The 21770-nt window shown below is 37.5% G+C and carries 25 protein-coding genes; 4 read left to right on the top strand and 21 right to left on the bottom strand.

The annotated features are described in order from the left end of the window. The 3 genes from QUH73_RS18815 to QUH73_RS18805 all read left to right on the top strand — a co-directional run. A partial coding sequence (locus QUH73_RS18815) for a hypothetical protein (RefSeq protein WP_289531985.1) occupies positions 1–715 on the top strand: 715 nt, incomplete at its 5' end. Between the two features lies 1 nt (position 716). Next, positions 717–1112 (top strand): hypothetical protein, encoded by a 396-nt coding sequence (locus tag QUH73_RS18810; protein ID WP_289531984.1) that lies wholly within the window; start codon positions 717–719, stop codon positions 1110–1112. A 99-nt stretch (positions 1113–1211) separates the two neighbouring features. Next, positions 1212–1937 (top strand): hypothetical protein, encoded by a 726-nt coding sequence (locus QUH73_RS18805; RefSeq protein WP_289531983.1) that lies wholly within the window; start codon positions 1212–1214, stop codon positions 1935–1937. Positions 1938–2072: 135 nt separating this feature from the next. Here the strand turns inward: QUH73_RS18805 and QUH73_RS18800 are convergent, their stop codons facing one another. The 19 genes from QUH73_RS18800 to QUH73_RS18710 form a co-directional block, all read right to left on the bottom strand. After that, complete coding sequence (locus QUH73_RS18800; protein WP_289531982.1) at positions 2073–2984, bottom strand: relaxase/mobilization nuclease domain-containing protein; 912 nt, start codon at positions 2982–2984, stop codon at positions 2073–2075. Between the two features lie 21 nt (positions 2985–3005). Beyond that, complete coding sequence (locus tag QUH73_RS18795; RefSeq protein ID WP_289531981.1) at positions 3006–3383, bottom strand: plasmid mobilization relaxosome protein MobC; 378 nt, start codon at positions 3381–3383, stop codon at positions 3006–3008. 219 nt (positions 3384–3602) lie between these two features. Continuing rightward, positions 3603–4277 (bottom strand): DUF3945 domain-containing protein, encoded by a 675-nt coding sequence (locus QUH73_RS18790; RefSeq protein WP_289531980.1) that lies wholly within the window; start codon positions 4275–4277, stop codon positions 3603–3605. A gap of 45 nt (positions 4278–4322) precedes the next feature. Next, positions 4323–6254 carry a type IV secretory system conjugative DNA transfer family protein gene (locus QUH73_RS18785; protein ID WP_289531979.1) on the bottom strand — a complete coding sequence of 644 codons (1932 nt, stop codon included), beginning with the start codon at positions 6252–6254 and terminating at the stop codon, positions 4323–4325. A gap of 21 nt (positions 6255–6275) precedes the next feature. Continuing rightward, the gene (locus QUH73_RS18780) at positions 6276–7073 is read right to left on the bottom strand and encodes a DUF4138 domain-containing protein (RefSeq protein WP_289531978.1); all 798 of its coding nucleotides are present in this window, start codon (positions 7071–7073) and stop codon (positions 6276–6278) included. Beyond that, positions 7070–8239 (bottom strand): conjugative transposon protein TraM, encoded by a 1170-nt coding sequence (gene traM, locus QUH73_RS18775; protein ID WP_289531977.1) that lies wholly within the window; start codon positions 8237–8239, stop codon positions 7070–7072. The genes QUH73_RS18780 and traM overlap by 4 nt, the downstream gene beginning before the upstream one ends. Next, positions 8214–8549 (bottom strand): hypothetical protein, encoded by a 336-nt coding sequence (locus QUH73_RS18770; protein ID WP_289531976.1) that lies wholly within the window; start codon positions 8547–8549, stop codon positions 8214–8216. The genes traM and QUH73_RS18770 overlap by 26 nt, the downstream gene beginning before the upstream one ends. Before the next feature lie 11 nt (positions 8550–8560). After that, positions 8561–9187, bottom strand: a complete 627-nt coding sequence (traK, locus tag QUH73_RS18765) for a conjugative transposon protein TraK (RefSeq protein ID WP_289531975.1) — start codon at positions 9185–9187, stop codon at positions 8561–8563. 10 nt (positions 9188–9197) lie between these two features. Next, complete coding sequence (locus tag QUH73_RS18760) at positions 9198–10148, bottom strand: hypothetical protein (protein WP_289531974.1); 951 nt, start codon at positions 10146–10148, stop codon at positions 9198–9200. A 10-nt stretch (positions 10149–10158) separates the two neighbouring features. Then, entirely contained in the window at positions 10159–10878 is a 720-nt protein-coding gene (locus tag QUH73_RS18755) for a hypothetical protein (RefSeq protein ID WP_289531973.1), read from the bottom strand. 10 nt (positions 10879–10888) lie between these two features. Beyond that, positions 10889–11539, bottom strand: coding sequence for a hypothetical protein (locus tag QUH73_RS18750; protein ID WP_289531972.1), 651 nt, complete (start codon positions 11537–11539; stop codon positions 10889–10891). A 17-nt stretch (positions 11540–11556) separates the two neighbouring features. Beyond that, positions 11557–13968: a TraG family conjugative transposon ATPase gene (locus QUH73_RS18745; RefSeq protein WP_289531971.1), complete on the bottom strand. Its 2412-nt coding sequence runs from the start codon at positions 13966–13968 to the stop codon at positions 11557–11559. Between the two features lie 3 nt (positions 13969–13971). Then, positions 13972–14268 carry a DUF4133 domain-containing protein gene (locus QUH73_RS18740; protein ID WP_289531970.1) on the bottom strand — a complete coding sequence of 99 codons (297 nt, stop codon included), beginning with the start codon at positions 14266–14268 and terminating at the stop codon, positions 13972–13974. Then, entirely contained in the window at positions 14268–14582 is a 315-nt protein-coding gene (locus QUH73_RS18735) for a DUF4134 domain-containing protein (protein WP_289531969.1), read from the bottom strand. Before QUH73_RS18735 ends, QUH73_RS18740 begins: the two co-directional genes overlap by 1 nt. A gap of 19 nt (positions 14583–14601) precedes the next feature. Next, positions 14602–14964, bottom strand: coding sequence for a hypothetical protein (locus tag QUH73_RS18730; protein ID WP_289531968.1), 363 nt, complete (start codon positions 14962–14964; stop codon positions 14602–14604). 945 nt (positions 14965–15909) lie between these two features. Then, positions 15910–16596, bottom strand: a complete 687-nt coding sequence (locus QUH73_RS18725) for an ATPase (protein ID WP_289531967.1) — start codon at positions 16594–16596, stop codon at positions 15910–15912. Beyond that, the gene (locus tag QUH73_RS18720; RefSeq protein WP_289531966.1) at positions 16559–16903 is read right to left on the bottom strand and encodes a hypothetical protein; all 345 of its coding nucleotides are present in this window, start codon (positions 16901–16903) and stop codon (positions 16559–16561) included. Before QUH73_RS18720 ends, QUH73_RS18725 begins: the two co-directional genes overlap by 38 nt. Before the next feature lie 45 nt (positions 16904–16948). Then, positions 16949–17242 (bottom strand): helix-turn-helix domain-containing protein, encoded by a 294-nt coding sequence (locus QUH73_RS18715; protein ID WP_289531965.1) that lies wholly within the window; start codon positions 17240–17242, stop codon positions 16949–16951. Between the two features lie 136 nt (positions 17243–17378). After that, positions 17379–18422, bottom strand: coding sequence for an RteC domain-containing protein (locus tag QUH73_RS18710; protein ID WP_289531964.1), 1044 nt, complete (start codon positions 18420–18422; stop codon positions 17379–17381). A gap of 1229 nt (positions 18423–19651) precedes the next feature. Here QUH73_RS18710 and QUH73_RS20970 point away from each other — a divergent pair. Then, the gene (locus QUH73_RS20970) at positions 19652–19795 is read left to right on the top strand and encodes a transposase (RefSeq protein WP_442913428.1); all 144 of its coding nucleotides are present in this window, start codon (positions 19652–19654) and stop codon (positions 19793–19795) included. Between the two features lie 74 nt (positions 19796–19869). Here the strand turns inward: QUH73_RS20970 and QUH73_RS18705 are convergent, their stop codons facing one another. Both QUH73_RS18705 and QUH73_RS18700 read right to left on the bottom strand, forming a co-directional pair. Continuing rightward, on the bottom strand, positions 19870–20286 hold the full coding sequence (locus tag QUH73_RS18705; protein WP_289531963.1) for a hypothetical protein: 417 nt from the start codon (positions 20284–20286) through the stop codon (positions 19870–19872). A gap of 122 nt (positions 20287–20408) precedes the next feature. Next, the gene (locus tag QUH73_RS18700) at positions 20409–21749 is read right to left on the bottom strand and encodes a YaiO family outer membrane beta-barrel protein (protein WP_289531962.1); all 1341 of its coding nucleotides are present in this window, start codon (positions 21747–21749) and stop codon (positions 20409–20411) included. Positions 21750–21770: the final 21 nt, after the last annotated feature.

The following is a 21770-nucleotide window of genomic DNA, read 5'->3' as shown; positions in this document are numbered from 1 at the left end:
ATCAGTGGCACACTTTGAACCGAAATGGGTGGCACATAATGGAGCGATTTATCCACAATGGTTTGAAAAAAAGTATATTTTGCAAACCTCTATTTATCTTCACGATTTCTATGAGGGGATGGAAATCAGGGCTACACAAGAATTACCCAAAGATGATCCGAATCACTTAAAACAGCCTTTGCAACATGCGGTTCAGCTCATTAAAAGATACCGAGATGTCTATTTTGAAGGAAAAGAAAAACTAGCACCATTAAGTATTATACTCACAACTCTGGTTGGACAGATGTACCAAGGAGAAAGTTCCATTTATGAGACCATTAATAAAATTGTTGAGCGATTTGATTTGGCCGTGATGGAGAACAAACGATTTTTTAGACAGTTTCATATTTCCAACCCTGTATTATCGGAAGAAATATTCACCAAAGAATGGGGTAATAATCCTCGCTTATTTCAAGAGTTTCTATCATTCATGAAATCGTTACGTGAATTATGGATAAAGCTCAACACAGCACAAGGCGAAAATTTATTCGAGTTGTTTAAATCAAATTTTGGAACAGGCGCTTTTGAAAATGCAATAAAAGAACAAGGTGTGTTTGTACAAAGAATGAGGGATAAAGGATTAACCGGAGTTCATGTTGGCAACGGAATCGCTAGTACTAATTTTGGCACAAACAAACAGAAAGATAAACCAAATATTTTTCACGGAGGTAATTGATATGGTCATTTCAGTATATAGACAATTAAAGAAAATCAACCAGACTTATAGTAATTGGTCTGGAAAAATAAATTTTCGCAAATTATTGGTTGTTCGTGGGAAAGTAAAACCAACAGCCATCAGCCCTGAGTATGATGTACGCATTACTTATTGGCAAAATAAACCTCCCATTATTGAAATTTTATCTCCAAAGTTAAAAATCAGAGAAGGAAAAACAAGCTTACCTCACGTTTATCATTCAGATCAATTATGCCTTTATTATAAGGATTTTAATATTCTAACTGATTTCCTTGCTGATTCTATTATAGTGTGGGTTACATGGTGGCTATACTATTATGAGATATGGTATCAAACCGGAGAGTGGGTTGCTCCTGGCACACATCCTAACAGATGGTAATCAAGTCTGCAATTACTTTGATACTAAATCTCAAATTTCATCTCAGTTCAATACCTGAGAATATATTCAAGAAGTAGAAATAATAAAATAATTTAAAAGATGATTACAATAACTTTAGCAATATTTCTTGCTTTGATCATTAACTCATTTTACCAATTCTTAAAGAATTTTGACAAATTAGTGCAAATAGCATTAACAGTGTCAGGAAAATTTTTAGCAATAATTATGGGTTTTTATTTTAATAGAATTGAAAATGCAACAATAGAGCATACAAAAACGGTTGAACTTATTGAAGCTGGAATCGAAGAAATTAAAAACTGTCAATCACTATTAGGTAATGGGTATTTAACTGAATTAGCCAAATATGATGGTAAATACAGACAAAATCAAAATGTTACCTATATGGGGAATAGTTTAGGAGTTACTTATCCTTTTCCATCTTTTCTCGATGGGTTTTGTAAAAATGAATTATTGCTAAGAAATACATCTTTTTTGATGCAAAGCAGTATTCAATATGCGTTGCATAACATGAATAATACAGTTCTGTTTATGAATGAAAATAATCGTTACAAAGGAAATAAAGATGAACAATTTTTACAGGACTATAGAGATTATTATAGTTTCTTCAGCTATTGCTTTCAAATTCTAAAAACTGAATTGAATTCGTTAAAGAATGCCAAGAAAAAAGGAAGTCAAGAAAAAGAGTTTAGACGATTAACCAAAGAAATGATCGATTTCACACAACGAAAAGCTCTTAACGAATTTTTGAATATTGATTTTAAATTACATGTTGCGGTTCCAAGTGAGTTATTAGATAATAAGTAAATAATTTTCAATTAGGTAAGCATAACTCTGACAGGTGCAAAAGCACGCTGTCAGGTTATAAAAAGACACACCCCGAAAAGTATTTGATTTTGAGAAAGTTGTGCTCTAGCTTCAAAAATAAGATCAAAATACATTTTACCTTTTTCTTTGTCTGTTGTATTTCTTTGGTAATCGACAACTTTTATTCCTTTTTTGCTCTTGATGCTTTGTTCTATAATTATTAAATAATTCTTTTAAGAACTCGTCGGTAACTCCCCACTTGAATCCGACTATTCTCCTTGCGTTCTCTTTTGGTTCTGAGTTCTGTTTTTCTGACAAATAAAAATTAGGCATTTCCTTAAATTTCGACAGACAAATCGGATAGCGAATCACCTTCCCCTTCCCATCTGTCACGACAACAAGATGACCTCTGCCCGATTTTCTGATTTCCACATTGAACAGTCTCAGAGTTTCGTTATACAGTATTTTGGAATTTACTTCTTTCAATTGGTTGATATGAAAAAAAAGGTTTTCCAGACTTTGTTTAATGTTTCTGCTTCTTGCTGAAAATTTAAAAACTGGCTTCTCTGATCTTTTACTATTATCCAACTGATGTCTAAGCTCTAATTCTTTAATGAAATTCTGAGCCTTCTGCCGCTCATGATTATCTTTTATTTTCTTGCCAGTTATATGATCAATCCGGGTAGATACAATGTGAAAATGCATCCGCTCCAGATCCTTGTGCTTGTAGACTAAATAAGTCTGATCCCCATAGCCCATGTGCTGCATAAACTGATCCATTTCCTTTCGTAGAATCTGGTCATTTAATTTCAGTAAATCCTCTGCAGATGGATTTACAGATATGTGAAGGCATTTATTTTTTACTCTGAGATTAAGCTTTTCAACATCTGTAATCTCTTTTAGTCGGTGCTTTTTATCGTAGAAAAAAGGATTAATGGCTTTGGTGTTTCGGCTGTGAAAAAATGTTGCCACCTTCTGCTCTACTTTCTTCTCATTATAAAGAAAGGCATTCTCGGTACTGGTAGTTTGATGAATAACGATAACCATGAAAGAAAGGAGCTTTTGTTTTTATTCAATTACATCCATGTAGTTTTGCAAAACGGAAAAACAGTTTCGAAGTTCCTGCAGGACTTTTAGAAAGACTTCCCGATCCGAAGGACCAAATTGATAAACCTGTTGGGCGTTAATATTTCTGGAAACCTGATTGAGGTTCACGCCAATTTTATTGAGCTGGTAATCCAGTTTTTTAGTAATCCGAACAAAGTCTTTACTTACTTCAATTTTTCGGATTTCCCGTTTTTTCACCAGCTTGGCACGGCAAAAATCACTCATCGTTCGATAGCCTTCCTCCTTGCATCTTTTTAGAAGAAGTCTCTTTTCCAGTTTGGTCAAACGAACAACAAGAAGTTCATCCAACAACTCGTATTCTTCGGTTTTGGGTCTCATATCTATTCCTCCTTGTCCATTGGACAATCAAGCTTTTCATCCCCGGATGAAAAGTCCCTGCCGGAAGGCACAAGAGTTTTTGTATTACAAAAACACATCTTGCATTCCCCTCTTTAAATTTTAAATCCAGTCCTTGATTCAGTTTATTTTTTCAAAAAAAGGGAAGACCTCCCAACCAATAGAAATGTCTTCCCTCACCTTAACCGAAGCATGAGTAAATCATCCAACTTTTTGTTTGTTTCCTCTTTTTTTCTCTGGCTTTTGTTCCTTTTCCTTCTCTTTCTCCTGTTTAAAACCAGAAAAATTGATGCTGCGATTGGCTGCATCCACCTGAAGGCTTGCCGAAAATTTCTTCCCGTTTTTTCCTGTCATCCCATCCAGATGTATTTTCTTTCCAGCTGCCAATTGCTGCTTTTGTTCTTCAGAAAGACTTGCTCCCTTGATCTTTTCCGGCACTCTTATGTGTTTGGAACGAAGTGGAATCAGCTCATTGGTTTTGGGATCCAAGGAAAGATAGTAATTGTCCTTTTCTCCCTTCTGATTAATCATTTCAATTGTTTTTCCTAAGTGTTTATCTTCCAAAAGAGCCGTTTTTTCTTCCTTAGTGAATTTGTGTCCCAAATATTCATCAGGAATGTGCAGGCGTTGAATGGGATGCACCTTTACTTTCACGCTGCCATCTTCCTCTTTCTGTAATCTGATTTTAGTAGGAATCTGATACTGCTCATCATTGATTTTAGCATTGATCGTGTATAGTTTGGCAGATCGAAAGCCATTTAAAAAATCTTTTAATTCCTGACTTTCCATTCGATCTACAAAATCTTTTTTGATCCCGGCTTTCTCCAGCTTCTCAAAAGGGATCTCTTCCTTGGTAATTCTTGTTGTTTGTTCCATCATTTCAAATTTTACTTGTTAGCATTCTAGGTAAACAGAATTCACTCATTGCGCATTCCTTTTACATTCCAATAAGATTTTCTGTATGTCCTCACAGATTCGGCTGCGATTGTTTTCCAGGACAGCTTCCACATCATCGAAGAGATAAATATCCGGGATGGACTGATAGTGCTTCTCCTCCCTTTTCACCTGATGGGCATCCACCTGAATCAAAGCGTTGAAATTCTTTTGGGTGATCTCCTGTTCAAAATTATCGGCGATCTGTCCTACCATAACTCCTTGTGGCAGAGTAGCAATTTTCCCTTCCGGAACCAGATAATCCATCTGCGTTGAGAAAGAAGTCGATTGTGTGTTTTTGTTGATCGTAACGGACTGTCTCTCCTGCAGAATTTTCCCCATTCTGCTTTGGATCAACTTGGCCGTATCGCCTACCGACTGACCAGCAAACACATTTCCAATATTGGTCAAAATGGCATTGGCCTGCTCCTTCCCATAATCACGAATCAGCTGATCGATGGTCTGCATGCCCAGCAAAATGGAAATCCGATTGCTTCGGGCCGTTGCAATCAGGGTATCCAAACCGCGAAAATAGATGGTTGGCAGCTCATCAAAGATCAATGAAGTTTTGTGCTGCCCCTTTCGGTTCATCACCTTGAGCATTCTGGTGATGTACAGGGAAAGTACGGCTCCATACATCTCAATTCGAAGGGGATTGTTGGCCAGGCAAATCACCTTTGGCTGTTTGGGATCATTGATGTCCAATGAGAAATCATTTCCTGAACAAATCCAGTAAATCTCTTTACTGATGATCTTGGAAATGGCGATTTTCAAACTTCCCAACTGTCCTTCCAGCTGCTCACTCGCTCCTCTTTGGTGCGCATTGAGAAAAGGGTTGATGATGTTCACCACATCTTTTTCCTGAGAGAGCACTTCAAAAAGATCATCATAGTCCAGCTGCAATAGTTCTATGGCATGAGGCAGTGTGCAATACTGTCCCTTTTGGTAACGCTTCAAAAACCAGATGACCGCTGCAAAAAAGGAGACGGCAGATTCGGAAAAGAACTCCCCTTGTTTTCGGATCCATTCCCGGTTCAAATTGTAAAGAACCGTTCTGGAAGATTCAAAGGCATCAATGGGGCTTTCCATGAGTTCTGGTGCCAAAGGATTGCAGCGATAAGATTTGCGAATGTCATCAAAGTTGATCATGTAAAAAGCCGAACTGGCTGGCAGCTTCTTTTTCTTTTTTGCTTTCAAAAAATGATTGTAAGCTACTTGTGATAAATCTGGAAATTTAAAATCATACACGCACATACAAAATTCTTTGTTCAGATGTTGTTTAATAAAAGGCAGTACCACAGAAAAGGATTTCCCGGATCCAGGTGTTCCAATCACCATACTTCCCCGAAAAGGATTGACCACATTGATCCATCCCTGCCTGATCTCTCCTTTGTACTGAAACTGAGTGGGCAGATTGACCGAATACTCATTTTCCTTCAGCTCCTGGAGTTGGGGAAAACTTTCATTCTCACTGTTGAAACGATCTTTCATCAGATTTACATTGATCAGTTTAGAGATATTGTCAAAGGCAATGTTCAGAATTACAAAGCCCCAAAAGGAAAACAAAAGATAAAGGCCTGCCTGCCATTTGACTAGCAACAAGCTTCCCCAGTAAAAAATCATGCCAAACAGGATCTGAAAGATCAGAGTGGAAATTTTCAGTTCCCTGTCCTTTTTAGCTTTAGTTCCAATGCAGGTAATGATTAAAAAAACCAAGCAGACCGTCTTGGAGTAGACAGGATGAGCCAAAAACTCAATACTTATCAACTTTATGAACAGAGCTTCCAGTTCGATCTGATAGATTCCCAGGCCTTTAAAAAATGTCATTTGACTCAAGTACAAAGACAGGATCAAAAGGAAGTAGGAAAAAAATCGAAATCCCTCATGCAGCTTTACCAATTCTCTTGATTCATCACTCATCTTTTTCCTGTCCTTTTTGACTTATAAATTTTCGGCCTTAAGAATATCTCTGTTTTCCAGTTCCAGACTAAGCTTTCGCCCAGTGTTCCCCAGTGCTTTTTCCAGCATTTCAATGCGCAGTATCCGCTGATCGGGAACATTCAGTTTGGGCAGAACAAAAATTTCCCTGACACTGCTTTGGGCTGGAACATAAGCCAGAGAGTAATATTGAAATCGGGGGCGCAACTGATACTCCTGAGTATTGCCGGCCCGAAACTGTCTTTTGTCAGCGATCCACCATTGAAAGCTTTCCACATCATAGCCCATATCTGTGTTGTTTTTGATTCCAACTTCAAAAAACAAAACATCATTGCTCTGGTAGATATTCCTTAGCTCCAAACTGATACCGTCTTTGTCCATTTTATGGCTTCTGCCCCTTCGTTTTTGATCTTCCAAAATCCTTCTGCAATTCTCATCCAAATCTTCCCTGCTCATCAGCTGCCCCAAATATAAATCCGCCTCTCTGGACTCAAAATCCTGAAGTAAATATGCGTTTTCCGGGTCTGTTCCATAAGTCAGAATCAGTGTATAAAGCTGCCCGGCGGAAACCAAAGTAATAGAAGTTTCTCCTTCAAACTCTCCCTGAGCTTTTATGCGTGCCAAATTGGAATGTTCAGGTACAATTTCAGCCAGGAGTAAATCCTGGTTACCTAACTGCAAATAGGTTATTTCCTCCTCTGAAATCAGATGAATAACTTTGTTCTCACAAACCTTAATCTGATTTTCTGCAAACAGTATTAAGGGGAACAAAAGGAAAAAGGTAATGTTGTATTTTTTCATGGTTGCTGCTTTTTATTGATTAAATAAACAAGAGTATTTTCCTTGATGCTGACTTTTTTAAGCCTTACTCTTTTCAGAAGGCTTCGTGTTGTTTGATCAGCTGCTGAAATGCCCATATTAGTTATTGGGTCATTACTCATCCCCCATAGACTTGAAGCATTGGTTCTACTCCCCACTTCTTTGCTCACTCTTCTTGCCACATTATCAGGGATGTATAAACCTGGAAGACCATCCAGATCATGAATTTCCAAGTTCACAGGCAAAAAATAATCGGCAACAGGAAAATTGGAAACTTGTATTTGCAGACGCTCATTATTGATCTTACAGATCCCGTATAAAAAAGAATTCCCAGGCACTTTTTGTCCGTCCAGCCAGACATCTTCCAAGAGACGCATTTTGATGCGGTTCCCGTCCAAAACCTTGGTAGTTTCGTAGACCTCAGCTCTGATCATGGAGTTGGAAGTAATCTTCCCATTGAAACTTATCTCCTCTTTCTTTTTCAATGTGAAGCTCCTTAATCTTTGCTTTTTCAGCTGAGATAGCTGACCCTTTGCTTGCTCCAGATAAAATTTCAAAGAATCATTTTCCTGATTCAGGCTGATATTTTCATCAAAGACCTCCTCCAATTTTTCCAATCCTGTTTCGGAATCTACCAATTTGCTCATCCGTTGTTTTTCTTGAGGTATTGGCCTTCCCGTTTTTTTAACTGGACTTTTCTGGATTTTCTTTTGACTTGGAAAAACTTCCTTTTCCAAATCATTTCTAACCAGTATTTCCTTTTGTCGAATGTGTGCCAGCAGTTGATCAGAAACATCTTCCTTCTTATTTTTTTGCAAAAGGACCAAAAGACTGTCTGTTCCCGCAACTGAGTCACTTCCTTCCTGTTCTCCTTCCTTTAAAACATGCTCTTGCTGAACGTTTTCATTTCCCAATTGGACAGCCAGATCCTGCTGTTGATAGGCTTCCATTTTATCAAATATTTTTATGCTCTTTTCTGCTTCTGGCAGAAAATAATTGGCTCCTTCTTTTTTGGCCTTGTTATCTAGGGCATTTTGCTGTAAAGCCTTCTCTCCTCCTCCCAATATGTAAAAAATGAGTACTACAAAGGGAAGCAGTACCAAAGGCAGGAATAGTAAAGACTTATTTTTCTTTAAGTAAGTTCTCATGTAAATTTCGTTTAAGTTGATTTTCAAATGAATCCACGGGCATCTCAAATGTTGACGTGTCAGTTTCTTTCTTATTTATTTCAAAGACATTTACAGCGGGTGATTCAAGCTGATGCCCAACAAATTGCGCCATTGGCAACCAAATAAAATAGCTGCCGAAAAGAAGGAAAAATGCAATCACAATCAGTGCCCATTTTCCTTTTCTGGCATCTGGAGCCAACGCTTTGTCCTTTTCATCGGCTCTTCTCAACCAGACATCAAAAAGCATTATAAAACTCTTTCTATATTTTGGAGATTGCTTCGTTTCCATAATGATGTTTTTTAGAATTGTTTTCTTCTGATGGTTTCAATGTCCTTATTGTCCTCTATCCTCCAGTTCTCCAATAAAAAACCATGGGGATTGTTATCCGTTCTGGAAATGTTCCGCATAGCTCCGGAAGTACTTAAATTCCGAATGGTAATGTTGGACTTGCGCACAATTTTCTGCTTTCCAAAAAAATAGAAACGGTAGGGATAAGTGGAAAAATCCAGCTCTATGGAATCGGTCTGCACAGTCATGCTGATATCTGAGGCGATCACCTGATTGTAGACATTGTTCTCCTTGAAAGACTGGTATTGATCCATGGCGGAACGATCAGACAAATAAAGTGCTTCCCGTAGATTGTTTTCGATGTATTGCTTGTCGGGTTCCAAAGTAAAAAACAACTCATGAAAGCGTTTTACATGATCCCTGGCTTCTGCATTTCTATTCTCGGTAATGTCTTCCCGAAGCGCTACCAAAAGAGATTTCCCATTGTCCAGCACATAGATTTTTTGTTTGGACCGTTCCACCAGATTCAAGGAAATGGTAAACACATAGACATTTAGCCCAATCATCGAGAGACTGGTAATGAACAGCACATAAACTGTAAACCGAAATTTTCTTTGGATATCAAATAGTTTTTTCATGATATTTATTTTATTTCAATATCCCTTTGGTAATTGCCATGGCAGCCGCAGTTCTGACCATTCTTCCTCCTCCGGAACCTGTTCCCGAGGCCTGTACAATCCAGGAGGCAATCTTAGGAACTAAACTCAAGCCTATGATTCCGCAAACCGGAACAATCAGGCTGGAAACATAGAACATTTGAGGCTGATAGATCATCATGCTGTTGATCTGAATAATCTCCCATTCCAGCATGTAGATCAGCACCTCCTGATCCAGTGAAAGGATCAGAAGAGCAATGGGCAGATAGAGATTTACATTGATAAAACGGGCAATCCATTGCAGGTAGTTGTCCTGAAATCCATCAAAAATTGAAAGGGCAAAAACCAGAGGGCCAAAGATCACCAAAAGGACACAAAAGACTGTACGCAAAAAGGCAATCAAATAAACAATGGCTTCAAACAGTGATTCCAGCACCTGCCGGATGGCATCCATAATGTAAAAGTTGATCTGGTTTTGAATAGCCCTTCCGGTGAAGATGTTGTAGGTAGTCAGCAGTAGATTAACGCCCTTGTCCCAAAGGGCCGCTTCCTTCTCCTCATTTTCATAGAAAATGGGTAAATCCGATGCCAGCATGGCATCCTGCTTTTCCTCCAGCAATTGAGCCACCTCCAGTTTTTTATTGGCGTAGATGCTTTCTGAAAGTGAAGCCAGGCCTTTGGTCGGCACCAGTAGCAAATTCACAAAAACACCCCAAAAACTCAGCACCAATACAAAGGCAAAAGGACGCAATAGAGGCAAAAGTGAAATGGGATTGTCTGCAATGAGCTCCTCATAAATCCGCTTGGAAATGTAAAAGAAGGCCGCAATTCCTCCAATGGCTCTGGCCATATCCACCAAAAGCCTGGCGTGATCGATTCCACTGGCAATCAAAGTATCTGTAAAGGCAAAAAACTCGTCTGTTGTGAGTACTTGTAAGAGCATGACATTCGTTTTATTGGGTTAAAAAGGCATAAGAACTGGTATGCTGCGTCGTAAATAAATTGAAGAATTTCAGTTTGTTGCAGGTATAATCCAACTCACCATTGAATTTGTGTACCGAGATTTTCAGATCTGTGAAAGCTTGTAATTTGTCTCCTTGCTCAGATTCTAAAAAGTTAACCATTAGAAACTGCTCCAACATTTCATTAGCATCTTTTCGAAGTAGTTTTTTTACTTGCTTTCCCTTTTTCAAATGCTCCAGACCATCCATTTTTGTATACAAACTGATGAAAGATTCAGTGAGGCCATAGAGGTCTTCCAATTGATCAAAACGGCTGTCATACAATTTCTGATCGATCTTTTTTTGAAAAGTATTCATGATTTTGATCCAGCCTGTTTCCTTATATCTTCCTTTGAATTGAGAACGTTCCATGAGTTTGGCAGCCAATCGCATCAAGCCTGTTTTTATTTTTCCTGTGATCTCCTTAGAATCCGTTACAGGCACGGACTTCACTTTCCAGTAGTAATGCGTGAGCGGTGTTTTAACAAACAAGTGAGGCACAGGAGGCAACCATCCCTTAAAGGCAATGAATGTATGCGGATAATTGTTGTTCATTTTGGGATATCTGCCCTTCCATTTTTTGATGGCAACAGCTTGTCCATTTACTATTCCTACTGACTGAAACTGCAGAAAAACTACGAACAGGATGCTGACTAATTTCGATTTTTTCATGGAAATAAATTTATTTGTACAAAGAATAATACATGGCAAAACCTTCCAGCGTATTGTTTTCATAGCTTTTCAGATAGGAAGCATAAAGCAGCTTGTTGTAGAGGTAACAAATGGTTCCGTAATGCTGTTTCACACTCAGATACACTCCATTGATGGTATCGTAGCGCTGTTTGTCATCCATCATCAAAAGATTGTCTTTCAAAATGGTTTTCAGGATGGTATTCACCAGTTGTCTGCTGTCGTCCAGAATCAGATCAAAAGATTGAACGATGGCCACAGCCTGCTCATTGGTGAAATTCTCATCTTGTATGAGCTGAGGCAATTTATCAGTATAGATGTTCATGACTTTATCCAGCATCTTACGGGTTTCCTGTACCCTTTTGTAATCCTTAATCAAGGCAGATACTTTCTCCAGACTTTCCAGCATCTTCTGGTCAATGCCCAACATTTCACCGGTCAGACCTTTGATGTCTCCGTTCAAGGCTTTGATCAGCACATTGTACCAATTGATTTTGGACAGGATGCCTTTTTCCTTTGTCCAAAGGGCTTCCCTTTGAATTCCTGCTCCCACATCGGTAACAGCTGCTTGCGCTATTGCTTGTTGAAACAGGCTTCCAAAAAGCAAAAACATCACTATCAGTATTGTAATTTTTGTTTTCATCTTCGTTTATTTTTTGATTACATATTTGTTAGTATTTCAATCAGGGAATTTTCCCCGGAGAGTTTGGTCAGAATCATTTCTTTTTCTTTCTGTTCTGTGGTATAGCAGAAATATTCTGCACGACTCACCTCCAGTGCAAAGACTCTGGAATAGGATCCCAAGGCAATAAATACCTCTTTTAGTTTCCGATCTCCCGGCAGGTTTTTGTTAATGGAGAGAATTTGTTCTTTCTGAAAATCTGACAAACCCAAAAACTGACTGATCTGACCAAATTTATTTTTGAACTTACTCATGTCCAACAAAATTCTGGTATCTGCATTGTTGATGATGGCATCTCTAATAATGGGAGAAGAGATGATATCATCTACCTCCTGAGTAACCACCATAGCCTCTCCAAAGAACTTGCGAATGGTCTTAAAAAAGTATTTCAGATAAGATGCCATTTGCGGAGTCGCTATGGCCTTCCAGGCTTCTTCAATGCAGATCACCTTTCTTACTCCGCTAAGTCTTCTCATTTTCTGAAGAAAAATATCCATGATGATCAAAGTGGCTACCGGAAAGATCACTGGATGATCTTTAATATTGTCCAACTCAAATACCAGAAATGGGCAATTGAAAAACTCATCCGTCTGCATGGGTTTGTTCAGAAGGTAGTCATACTCTCCTCCCTCAAAGTATTTGCTGAGAATGAAAAAATACTCATGCGTGTTGAATTCCAGTCTTTGCTTTTCCACCAAGTCTGGAATGTAGTCCTTACAAAAGCTGTAATAGTCATTAAAAGAGCGTTCCAAGTCTGGTGTTTGCAAAAAATCCGTAACCGAATGAGCAATCACATCTTTTTCCATGTCTGAAAGCTCTTCCTTGTAGATGGTATAAATGACCGATAAAATGGTCTGTTTACGTTCCACACTGAGTTCCCCTTCCAATACAAATGGATTAAAAGAGATGGGGCTTTCTGTTGTAAACTCTACCATCATGGCTCCCCCCTGCTCCTTCAAACTCTCATTGAGATATCGGGTCAGCATCTCATAGCTGCGTCCCACATCCAGAAGTACCACGTGGCAGTTGCCACTCTCGGCATATTGGCGCAAAAGATGGTTGGTGAAAAATGATTTCCCGGAACCTGATCCCCCAATGATGAGTTTGTTCCGGTTGTGGATCCAATGCTTTTCCATGGGTTCGTCCGAAAGATCTATTTTCACCGGACAACCCTCCATGCGATTGGAAAACTGAAGGGTAAATTCCGAATTGGAATTTCTCACTTCTCCTTCAAAATTACAAAGACAACAGGCCTGAGGAACCTGGGTAATGAAAAGTTCCATTTCCGGCAACTGGGTAGAAAAAGGCAGGCAGGAAAAAAACAGCAGGGGCAAATCAAAGCTGTGTTGGTAGGGAAAACAATTCATCAGTGAAAAAGCAGAACTGCATTCGCTCTTGTTTTGCTTGAGCCTTTTGATGGACTGATCCATCACCATCACATTGAAATGAGTTTTCACGATTTTCTCTCCCGAAGTTTGCACCGTATCCAGAAAGTTTTCGATCAATCCGGAATTGATTTTGTTTTCAGAGGAGAAACGGGACAAGCTGTAAATTTTCTTGTAATTGCTCTCCAGCATAGCTTTTATCTGTTGTTGTCCTGGCATGTAGATGAACTGGTTGGTGATGTGGGAAAATGGCAAATGATAAGTCAGCGGATAGACGAATGAACAGGGCAATTCTGTCCCGGGATGTCCGCCCACAGGTTTTACACTGGAAGGCATATGTGAAAAATCGCTCAGACTTAGGATTTCCACAAACTGATCCATCACCCGCAGCCGGTCCCGAAAATCGATTCCTCCCAGCAAGGTGTTCTCCCTTTGGAAATTAAGGGTCAGATAGGATTCGATGAGTCCCGTAGATTCTTCCGTTCCGACGGCCTGCTCCCGGCTGATGATTTCACAGGAAATGTCCGATTGAGAAAACAAAGCCATCAAATTGGACCGGAGCTCCAAAGCCTTTTCACTTCGGTACTGATCTGCCTGCCTTACTTTGGGAGAAAAGATCAAAGAGGAACCCAGGTAATTTTTCATTAGACCTTTGTTGAGTAGACTGATATAGAGGTAGCATTCATGCCTGAGGTAGTCTCTTCCCTTGAAATGATTTCCATAGCTTTCATCCAGTTTTGATTGTTTGCTGCCAGCAGCAGACTCTTCTGTCTTAAATTGTTCCACAAAAAAGAAATCCTGTTTGTGCAAAAAGCTGTCTTGTGGCAAAAGGTTCACCACACGCTGAAAGGTATCATGCAGCAGGTACAATTTTTCCCGACTGCAAGAGAGCAGCTCCGGCAATTGCAGTTTCAAACCAAAACTGAGATCCAGGTTGTTGGAAATTAAAAAATCACCGTTGAAGCCCAGTATGGACAAACTTTCTTCTATTGATTTTACATTCATGACTTAGCTTTGACAGATTCTTCTTTTCACAGAGATAAACTGAGGTAGTTTTTTGGCATGTCTCTTTTTGGTCCAGCCTTTGTGACCGTATTTTTTCTGAATTCGGTTCAGACGATAGAGAGTGGCAAAAAATGAGGGGAAACAAATGGCAACAGCAGGAAAAACACCAGCCAGTATGTAAAGCAAAACAAACAGGATAAAAGTACCGATGATACTGTACAGAGCTAAATAAACCAATTCACCTGAAAAACCTTTCACATACAAGCTGGTGTCTATCTTTTGAATTTGATAGCTATCCATCAGGAAAAAAATGCCTTGATGACAACACCTACCAAAATTAGAAACAGGCAAGCACCAAACCAGCCCATGATGGCTTTTTGAGTGTCCTGATCTCCACTTTGCCATTTGATGTAGACTCTGACTCCTCCAATTAAGCCAACCACCGCTCCAATGGCAATGATCAAATTAGATACCGGATCAACATAGGAATTGATTTCGCTGGTAGCTTGATCAATTCCTGTTGCACTTTGTCCCAAAACAAGTGATGCCATGAAAAGCATTCCAATCAAAAGAGTCATCCCCTTTTGATAAATTTTCAATCTGTTTTTCTTCATGGAAATTAATTTTTAGTACTTATTGTTGATATTGAATTTGATTTAAAATTTCTTTAAACCTTAATTCATCAGGCTGTAAAAAGGCATCCAGCTCAAAAGCTTTATCCATGCCCATTTCTTCCTGAAAAGAAATATCTGGCAAGATCCCTGACAGGGAAAGAGGCGGGATCAATTCTGAGGTAAAATCTTTTGCAGAAACCAGTATCGGCTGAAACTCTTGCTTTTGAAAATCATCTTCTGATTGATCTTCAAACTGAATTGGCTGATCCTTGTGCTTGCTTTTCAACCAAGCCAGCACCATCAATCCCAGATACCATGTAATCAAAACAAAGGCCGTGAGTTTTAAAAAATTGGCCCAGCTAATGTGATCGAATCCAAACATATGCTTATCCGTTTTTATTAAACCATCTAATAACTATTCGAAACCAAGAGAATCCCCTTTGAATCGACAGGATAAATATCTGGAATCCAAATACAGAAAACTCCCAAGTTGTTCCCAACTGGGGAGTTTTTTATTGTTCAGATAAAATCAAGTGATTTGTAGAGAATTGATCTGATTTCATCTGAATTGACCTCCAAAAATCATCTTCCATCCCAAGTTGAGGTTTTAAACCACTCAACTTGCTTCTGTTTATTTCTATTTGTTTTTGTTTGTTTGTTTTTGTTTTTCAAAAAAAGAAGAGAAAAAACGGTCAAAAAAAGAAAAGAAAGTCAATTCGCCAGCCGATGACAGGCTAAAATACAAGGCTGCCACAGCTCAATAAAAAATAGGGAAGCAACTGAAAACATAATTTACCTGTGGCACAAAGCCTGGCCTTGTATTTTAAAAGGGGTAAGCCTGCGGGGTAATCGGCTATATTGGGCTTTCTTTTTGTCTTTCTTTGGCTGATTTTTAAACCAAAATAATCTCTTGAAAGCGTTGGAAAAAGTAAGTGTAGGACTGGAATGAAATGCAAGGGATACTCTTACTGCAGAGTGTCCAAGGCTTGTTTGGTGAAGCGATGAAATCAGCATCCCTAAGCTGAGCGCAACAAACAGCATGGGAGCTTAAAAAGCTGAGCCAAACAGGCCAGCACACAGGCCTCAAGCCCTAAATATCTAGGCAGATATCCTTGAGTTATCAACAACAAAAAACTTCTTCCTGAAGGTAGGAAAAAGCAAGTGCAGAACTGGAATGAAATGAAGGGGATGCTCTTGCTGGAGGGATGGGAAAGGCTTTTTCCGAAAAGAAATGCAAATACTTAACTCACACAACTGAGTATACGTGTGAAGATGATGCAAACTAAAATGAATAAAAGGAACAGGCCTTTCCCATGAGGGGTGAAAACTATAGTCTTTTATCTTTGGAAGTCTTCTCAAATGCAATGAGATTAAACAGTTCCCGCATTCTACTGCGGACGCGGTTCCCATAAAGTGCCTCCAGCTCTGAAGCGGATAAATTTGTAGTCAGGTGGGTCACAATTTTCTTTTGAACGAAAAGATCATAACGGCTAAGCAAGATTTCAGCCATCACATTGCATTCATTCCCATAGTACTTTTGACTTTGTTCCACACCCAGATCATCAAAACAGATAATTCCCGATGTTATCGTCCCTCCTGTGCTGTGCAGAAAAGTATTTCCATACCGGCTAACCACTTTGCATCCTTCCCGTTCGAACTCAAAGCTCACTTCACGAGAAGATTTCATCTGAAATTGCCGGACTGGAGGACAGAATTGGTTAGTCAGCCTCATCAAGGAGGTTTTCCCACAGCCAACCGGCCCTATCAATACAATTCCTTTGCGTAAACAGAGTCCCTTCTTTTTGCAATTCAACTCATCACCGATAGCATAAATCAGTAGTTTATAGATCAAGCCCACATCTTCTTTGTGAATGGTGAAATGGGAACCAAATTGCTTCTTACCCACCTTTTCCAACCAATTTAAACAGGAAGGAAAATCGAACTGGTAGTTATTCCCAATCAGCTTGGCTACATCCTCATAAGGGTTCTGAATAATCTTTGTCGAGACTGGCATTCAATCGATTTTTTCTATTTCCATTTTTTCCTCTTTCCTTTTTCAAATTATCCGAATACCCTTCTTTGTTTGTAATGTTTATTAAAAGTGTATCACTTGCTGTATCAGATCCGGTATCTGTTGTAATATCAAATCTGATACAGCTAATGTGACTGCCGGAATGTAAATTGGCCGAAGGAAAATACTCAATATAGCTCCACTGATTCAATTCTTTCATACAACGGGCATAGGTGTTTACGAATCCTATTCCGGAGAGCGTCATCATCTCAAAGCGATTCACCGAAAAAGGATTTTTGAAGCGATTCATGTTCCAGTCTTTGGAAGAATCCATTGAGATGCCGGATGTAATTCATCAATGACCATTAATGGAAAATCGACACTTGACTAGATTCTTATCCAGCATTTTTTTGATGTCTTCAAAATTATAAAACATCATGCCTCCAATTTTTGTGTAAGGAAGGGTTCCGTTGGATCTCAGGGTTTGCAGAGTTCCTGGTGAAATCCCCAGTAGTTCACGCACTTCGTAAGATTTCAGCCATTTCTTGGCTGGCTGACCATAGTGCTCTTTTAGAATTGTTTTGAATTCATCCAGTAATTCAATTTTGAATTCTCTCAAATCATCTGTCGTTACAATTTCTGTTGGCATAGGATTCTGTTTTAAATGATACAAAATAACTTAGCCCTCAAATTGCAATTTTTAACAAATATTTTTCCCCAAGTATGTCCCAAGTTGGGAAAGAAATTCTCGCATGAAATTTATTCACTCTTAAGAGATTAATGTACTATTTTTCATCAGTTTCCTTCATCTTATTTAAAAGTGAATCTTTTAGAAGATCAAGAAACTTAGTTTGTTCTATTTTCCGATTTCGAACTTCAGAAAAGATATGGTAGACATCTCCCAAATCAACACCAAACATACTTTCAAAAACCTGAGCTATTTTTTTAATCTCTACTCTCCCTTCATTAATAGATTGGGAACTATGCAAAGCATAAATAAGTTCAACCATCGCAGTTTTACTTTCTGTCCACTTCAACCGATCAGAATTAATTGATTGAAATTTGGAGTCTTCAATAAATTTCCGTTTTTCATTAGCAACAGGAACATCCACCAGAACTAACAATAAATCTTTAAGACATTCAATACGTGACTCAAAAAAGAAATTTAAAAGTGATGAATATAAATTCTTTCCTTCTTTTTGAAATTGTTTTGAAAGATTTCTTCTTTCCTTTTGTAGATACTTTATCTTTTCAGGTAATAATGAAAATTTATTAGTCCTATCTTTTATTCTTGTCATAGTGGGATAAAATTCCTCTAGCTCATTCTTCCAAGAAACAACCTTAGTATTATTGTTTAATTGAATCTTCTTTCGTTGCTCTTGTATGACCAGAATGAATTGCACAGACTTATGAATGATTCTTTTTTGATATTGGAAATATGCTAACAACTCTGAAAAATCATCACAACTGAAATGGATACAAGATTGTTTCAAATTACTTTCTGAAACTATTTTCACCTTATTAAGTGGCTGTACAAAATCAGAACATCCTTTTATTTGCCCATCTAAAATTTCAAAAACATGCAACAACATTTCTAAATAAATCTCCGCCTCATTATCTAACTTAAAACTGATTAAATTATTTCGAACTTCATTAATAAATTCATAATACAAAGTCCCCAAATAATACTCAAAATTACGATAATCTGAATAATTATTAAAATAGATATTGTATCCATTATTATTTTTTTCAAATGCAATAGTAGCTTTAGACAATTCAGCTTTTAGATTTAAAAAATTATCTTCTTTAATCATAAATAAATCCTCCATATCATCTTTTATAAATGAAGCTGACGATCTTATTCAACCACACACCTACACCATAAAATTAATACTGTTCTTATAAATTTATGAAAACTAAGATAAATTAAACGAATATTTTAAGAGAAATATCAATTATTCTGTTTATTATATATTTTCTACGCATAATATTACATCAATATTTACCTTTTGATAATAATTTTCTCAATAGCAACAATTATTTTTCCTTCCAGAGTATTCCACTCTTGCTTAGTAATGATTGTTAATTCTAACATAAATTTGAAGTTTTACTCCAGTCTTTTTCGGGGCTAAACTAGTGTGTACTGTTTATAACCTTAAGAGGTTCTTTAAAATGCAAATGACCCAAATGATTAAAGCCGGAAGTCTCAATTGTCTCATGAGTTGAATTTTCGACGATTATCAAGATGGATTTCCGACAAAAACATAAAAAAAAATGATTTAACTCAAAAGGTTGACTACATATTATCCTGCCAATAATTATCCTAAATATGATGAAAACATGGCTGGGAATTAAGTCCGACAGACTGCTAGCATACTTTAATTCATTATAAATATAGAATCACAAATTGAACCTTCTTGCCCATTGACATAATGAGAAATATTCAAAGAGAAAAACATCAATTCCTCCATGGTATTCATCGCCTTCTAAATTATAGCTCACATAAGCATAATTATCAACAATTTCTAAGTGTGTCGATAGAACAGACTGACCATCAAACACTGGAGCATCAACTTCAGCTCTCAAAACTAATCTACAGCTTTTTGCTATTGACGCCTTAGTTTGGGTACCAATATTATTTAAGGCTATTTTTGTTGTTCTGATAAATTTACACGAGAATTGGGATCTCCACTTATAATACTAATTCTATCTTTCTTTTGTTGAGGTGTAGATTTATCCCCATCGTCGCTGCTACAATATGTCATGAAAAATAACGTAATAATCAAATAGTAAATAGCTCTCTTCATATAAATCCTTCTAAATAATTTGTTGAAAAAAAATTGCAATTTTAGCTTGTTTACACGAGAAATCCACCGAATGGTTTTTGTTTTAATCTTACTAAAACATTCAGTCAAACAATATTTCATTATATATTATTACGACCAAAGAATACTATAGATTAGGAGCAAAAACATAGAATTTCGACCAATAAAAAAGAGACTGTTCCAGTAAATAATTTATCACTAAAAATCATCGCTCTTTATGGCAAAAGCATGAGATGAAGAGACATTCAGATCACATAAAAGAGATGTACAATGTTGAGGTTTCTGCAAGCACGCTAAGTGAAATAACCAATCGTGTAATTCCTAAAGTGAAAGAATGCCCAAATCGACCTTTAGAAAACCTGTATGCAAGTGTCTGATTAGATGCAATGCACTCCCACAAATTCAATAAAAAAACTTTATATTCGTCTATTACACTTACTGTTTTTTCTCCTCAACTTTGTTTTGTTCCAACTATCTCATTTAAAGTAAAAGTAATTTTGTGAACCGCATTAACCAAATTCAAAAATACCTTTTCAGACACTTTCCGTTGCCCTCCCAAATAATAACTCAAGCAAACACTTGTTAATCCTGCAAAATCAGCTAATGTTTTCAATTTAATTAATGGACGCACTTCATCCAGTAATTTATTAACATTATATTGATAATTTACCGTTGGATACATGTCCCGGTTAAAAGAACAACAGTGAATATTTTTTAATTTATTAAAGAGATAAAGAGAAACTTCAAAATTCACCATTCTTTTTACCTGATCAATACTCTTAGCCTCAACGCTAAAATTCCAATTCCCTTTATGATATGCACAAAACCCACATTTTGATTTTTCTATAATAACCAATAATTTCTCCATAACAAGCTGTTTTAAACTACATCTAAATATTCTACATGTCAAACCCCAGCATGTAAACAATATATTTACAGGTACAAAAATTATTATCTTCAAATTTCACTGCATTATCTCACCCAAACAATTCAAAACTTTCTGATATACGTTACTGATGTATTAATCCGGTTTCCGAAGGTATCTTTTCTAAATTCCTGATTAATGACAGACATTGAAAGACTAATTACATCGAATTTAGTAATACTTTTTCGATAGCCTGCAGAAAACTGTACAGAACGCAACCTGTAATCACTGGCAAAACTTTGAGCTGAACCAGCATCATCGGGCGAAAGACCGTAACCAACACCAAATTTCCAGTAATCATCGGCTCCTCCAAAATAATAGCGAGTAGTGAATGAATAAGAATGTGATATCTTTTGCTTATCCGGCACAATGTATACTCGTGCGTTAAACAAAAAGTTTTTATAGTATTTTGATACACTTCCTACATAAATCCATGTACTGTTGCTAAAGTGCAAAAAACGGAAACCTGCTTCTGCCTCATAACTATGAGGAAGACTAGCGTATAGGGACATACCCGCCCTGTGCCTTGGAAAAACAGCAGACTGATCTGAAATTCCAAAGTTTACATAAGCGGATAGATTCTTGAATAAACGCGGGTATGCATCCATTTCGAACTGAAAAGCCTTATTACCAAAGCGGTTTCCATAGTTTAACCGGGCAATTACAGATCCTATTCCGGCATACCGACTATAATCCACTGCAATAATATGCCAGGGAGATTTATGCAGGTAATCACCATAATTCCCGTCAAACCAACTAAAATCATGAGATAAGCTGACTTTATTAAGAGCCGAATCAAAACGTATTGCTTGCTGTAACGATCTAGCCGATTCGTTTTTCGGATATTTTTCAATTAAATCAGTAACTACGCTGTAAGCTTCCTTGTATCGTCTTAAAGCATTTAGTATTTTCCCTTTCTTTAACAACAGCTCTTCTGAGTTTGGATGATATTGCAAGCCATTATTACAAAACAACAGAGCTGAATCGTAATGATCGTTCCAATATTCCAAATCAGTAATGGCTAATGTGGCATCTTCATAATCAGGATTTTGTTTTAGCACGTAAAGAAAACTCTCTTTGGCCAAATCATATTTATCACTCCAGGTGTATAAACGTCCCAGAAAAATTCGCACATCACTATAGTCCGGACTCATTCCCAGCGCCTTGAAAACAAGGCTCATTGCTTTTGGATAATCTTTTTGATCGAAAGCAACCGAACGGGCTTGCTGAAATAGTTCGTCGGATGTATAATCAGTCTGAGCATGAATCTTTTCTGAAAAGATGTTAATTAAAAGTAAAAGGATAATTCCCCGCCATATTGAGCGGTTTCCAATAAACTTTTGAATGCTTCTTGCTTTTAAAGAACAGAAATAAAGTCTATTTTGAATCATATTTTCTAAATACATAAGTTAAATAAATTTATATTC

The sequence above is a fragment of the Labilibaculum sp. K2S genome (assembly GCF_030372765.1).
Classification (GTDB): Bacteria; Bacteroidota; Bacteroidia; order Bacteroidales; family Marinifilaceae; genus Labilibaculum.
The sequence above is the reverse complement of the archived record's forward strand: the minus strand, read 5'-3'. Positions and strand labels throughout refer to the sequence as shown.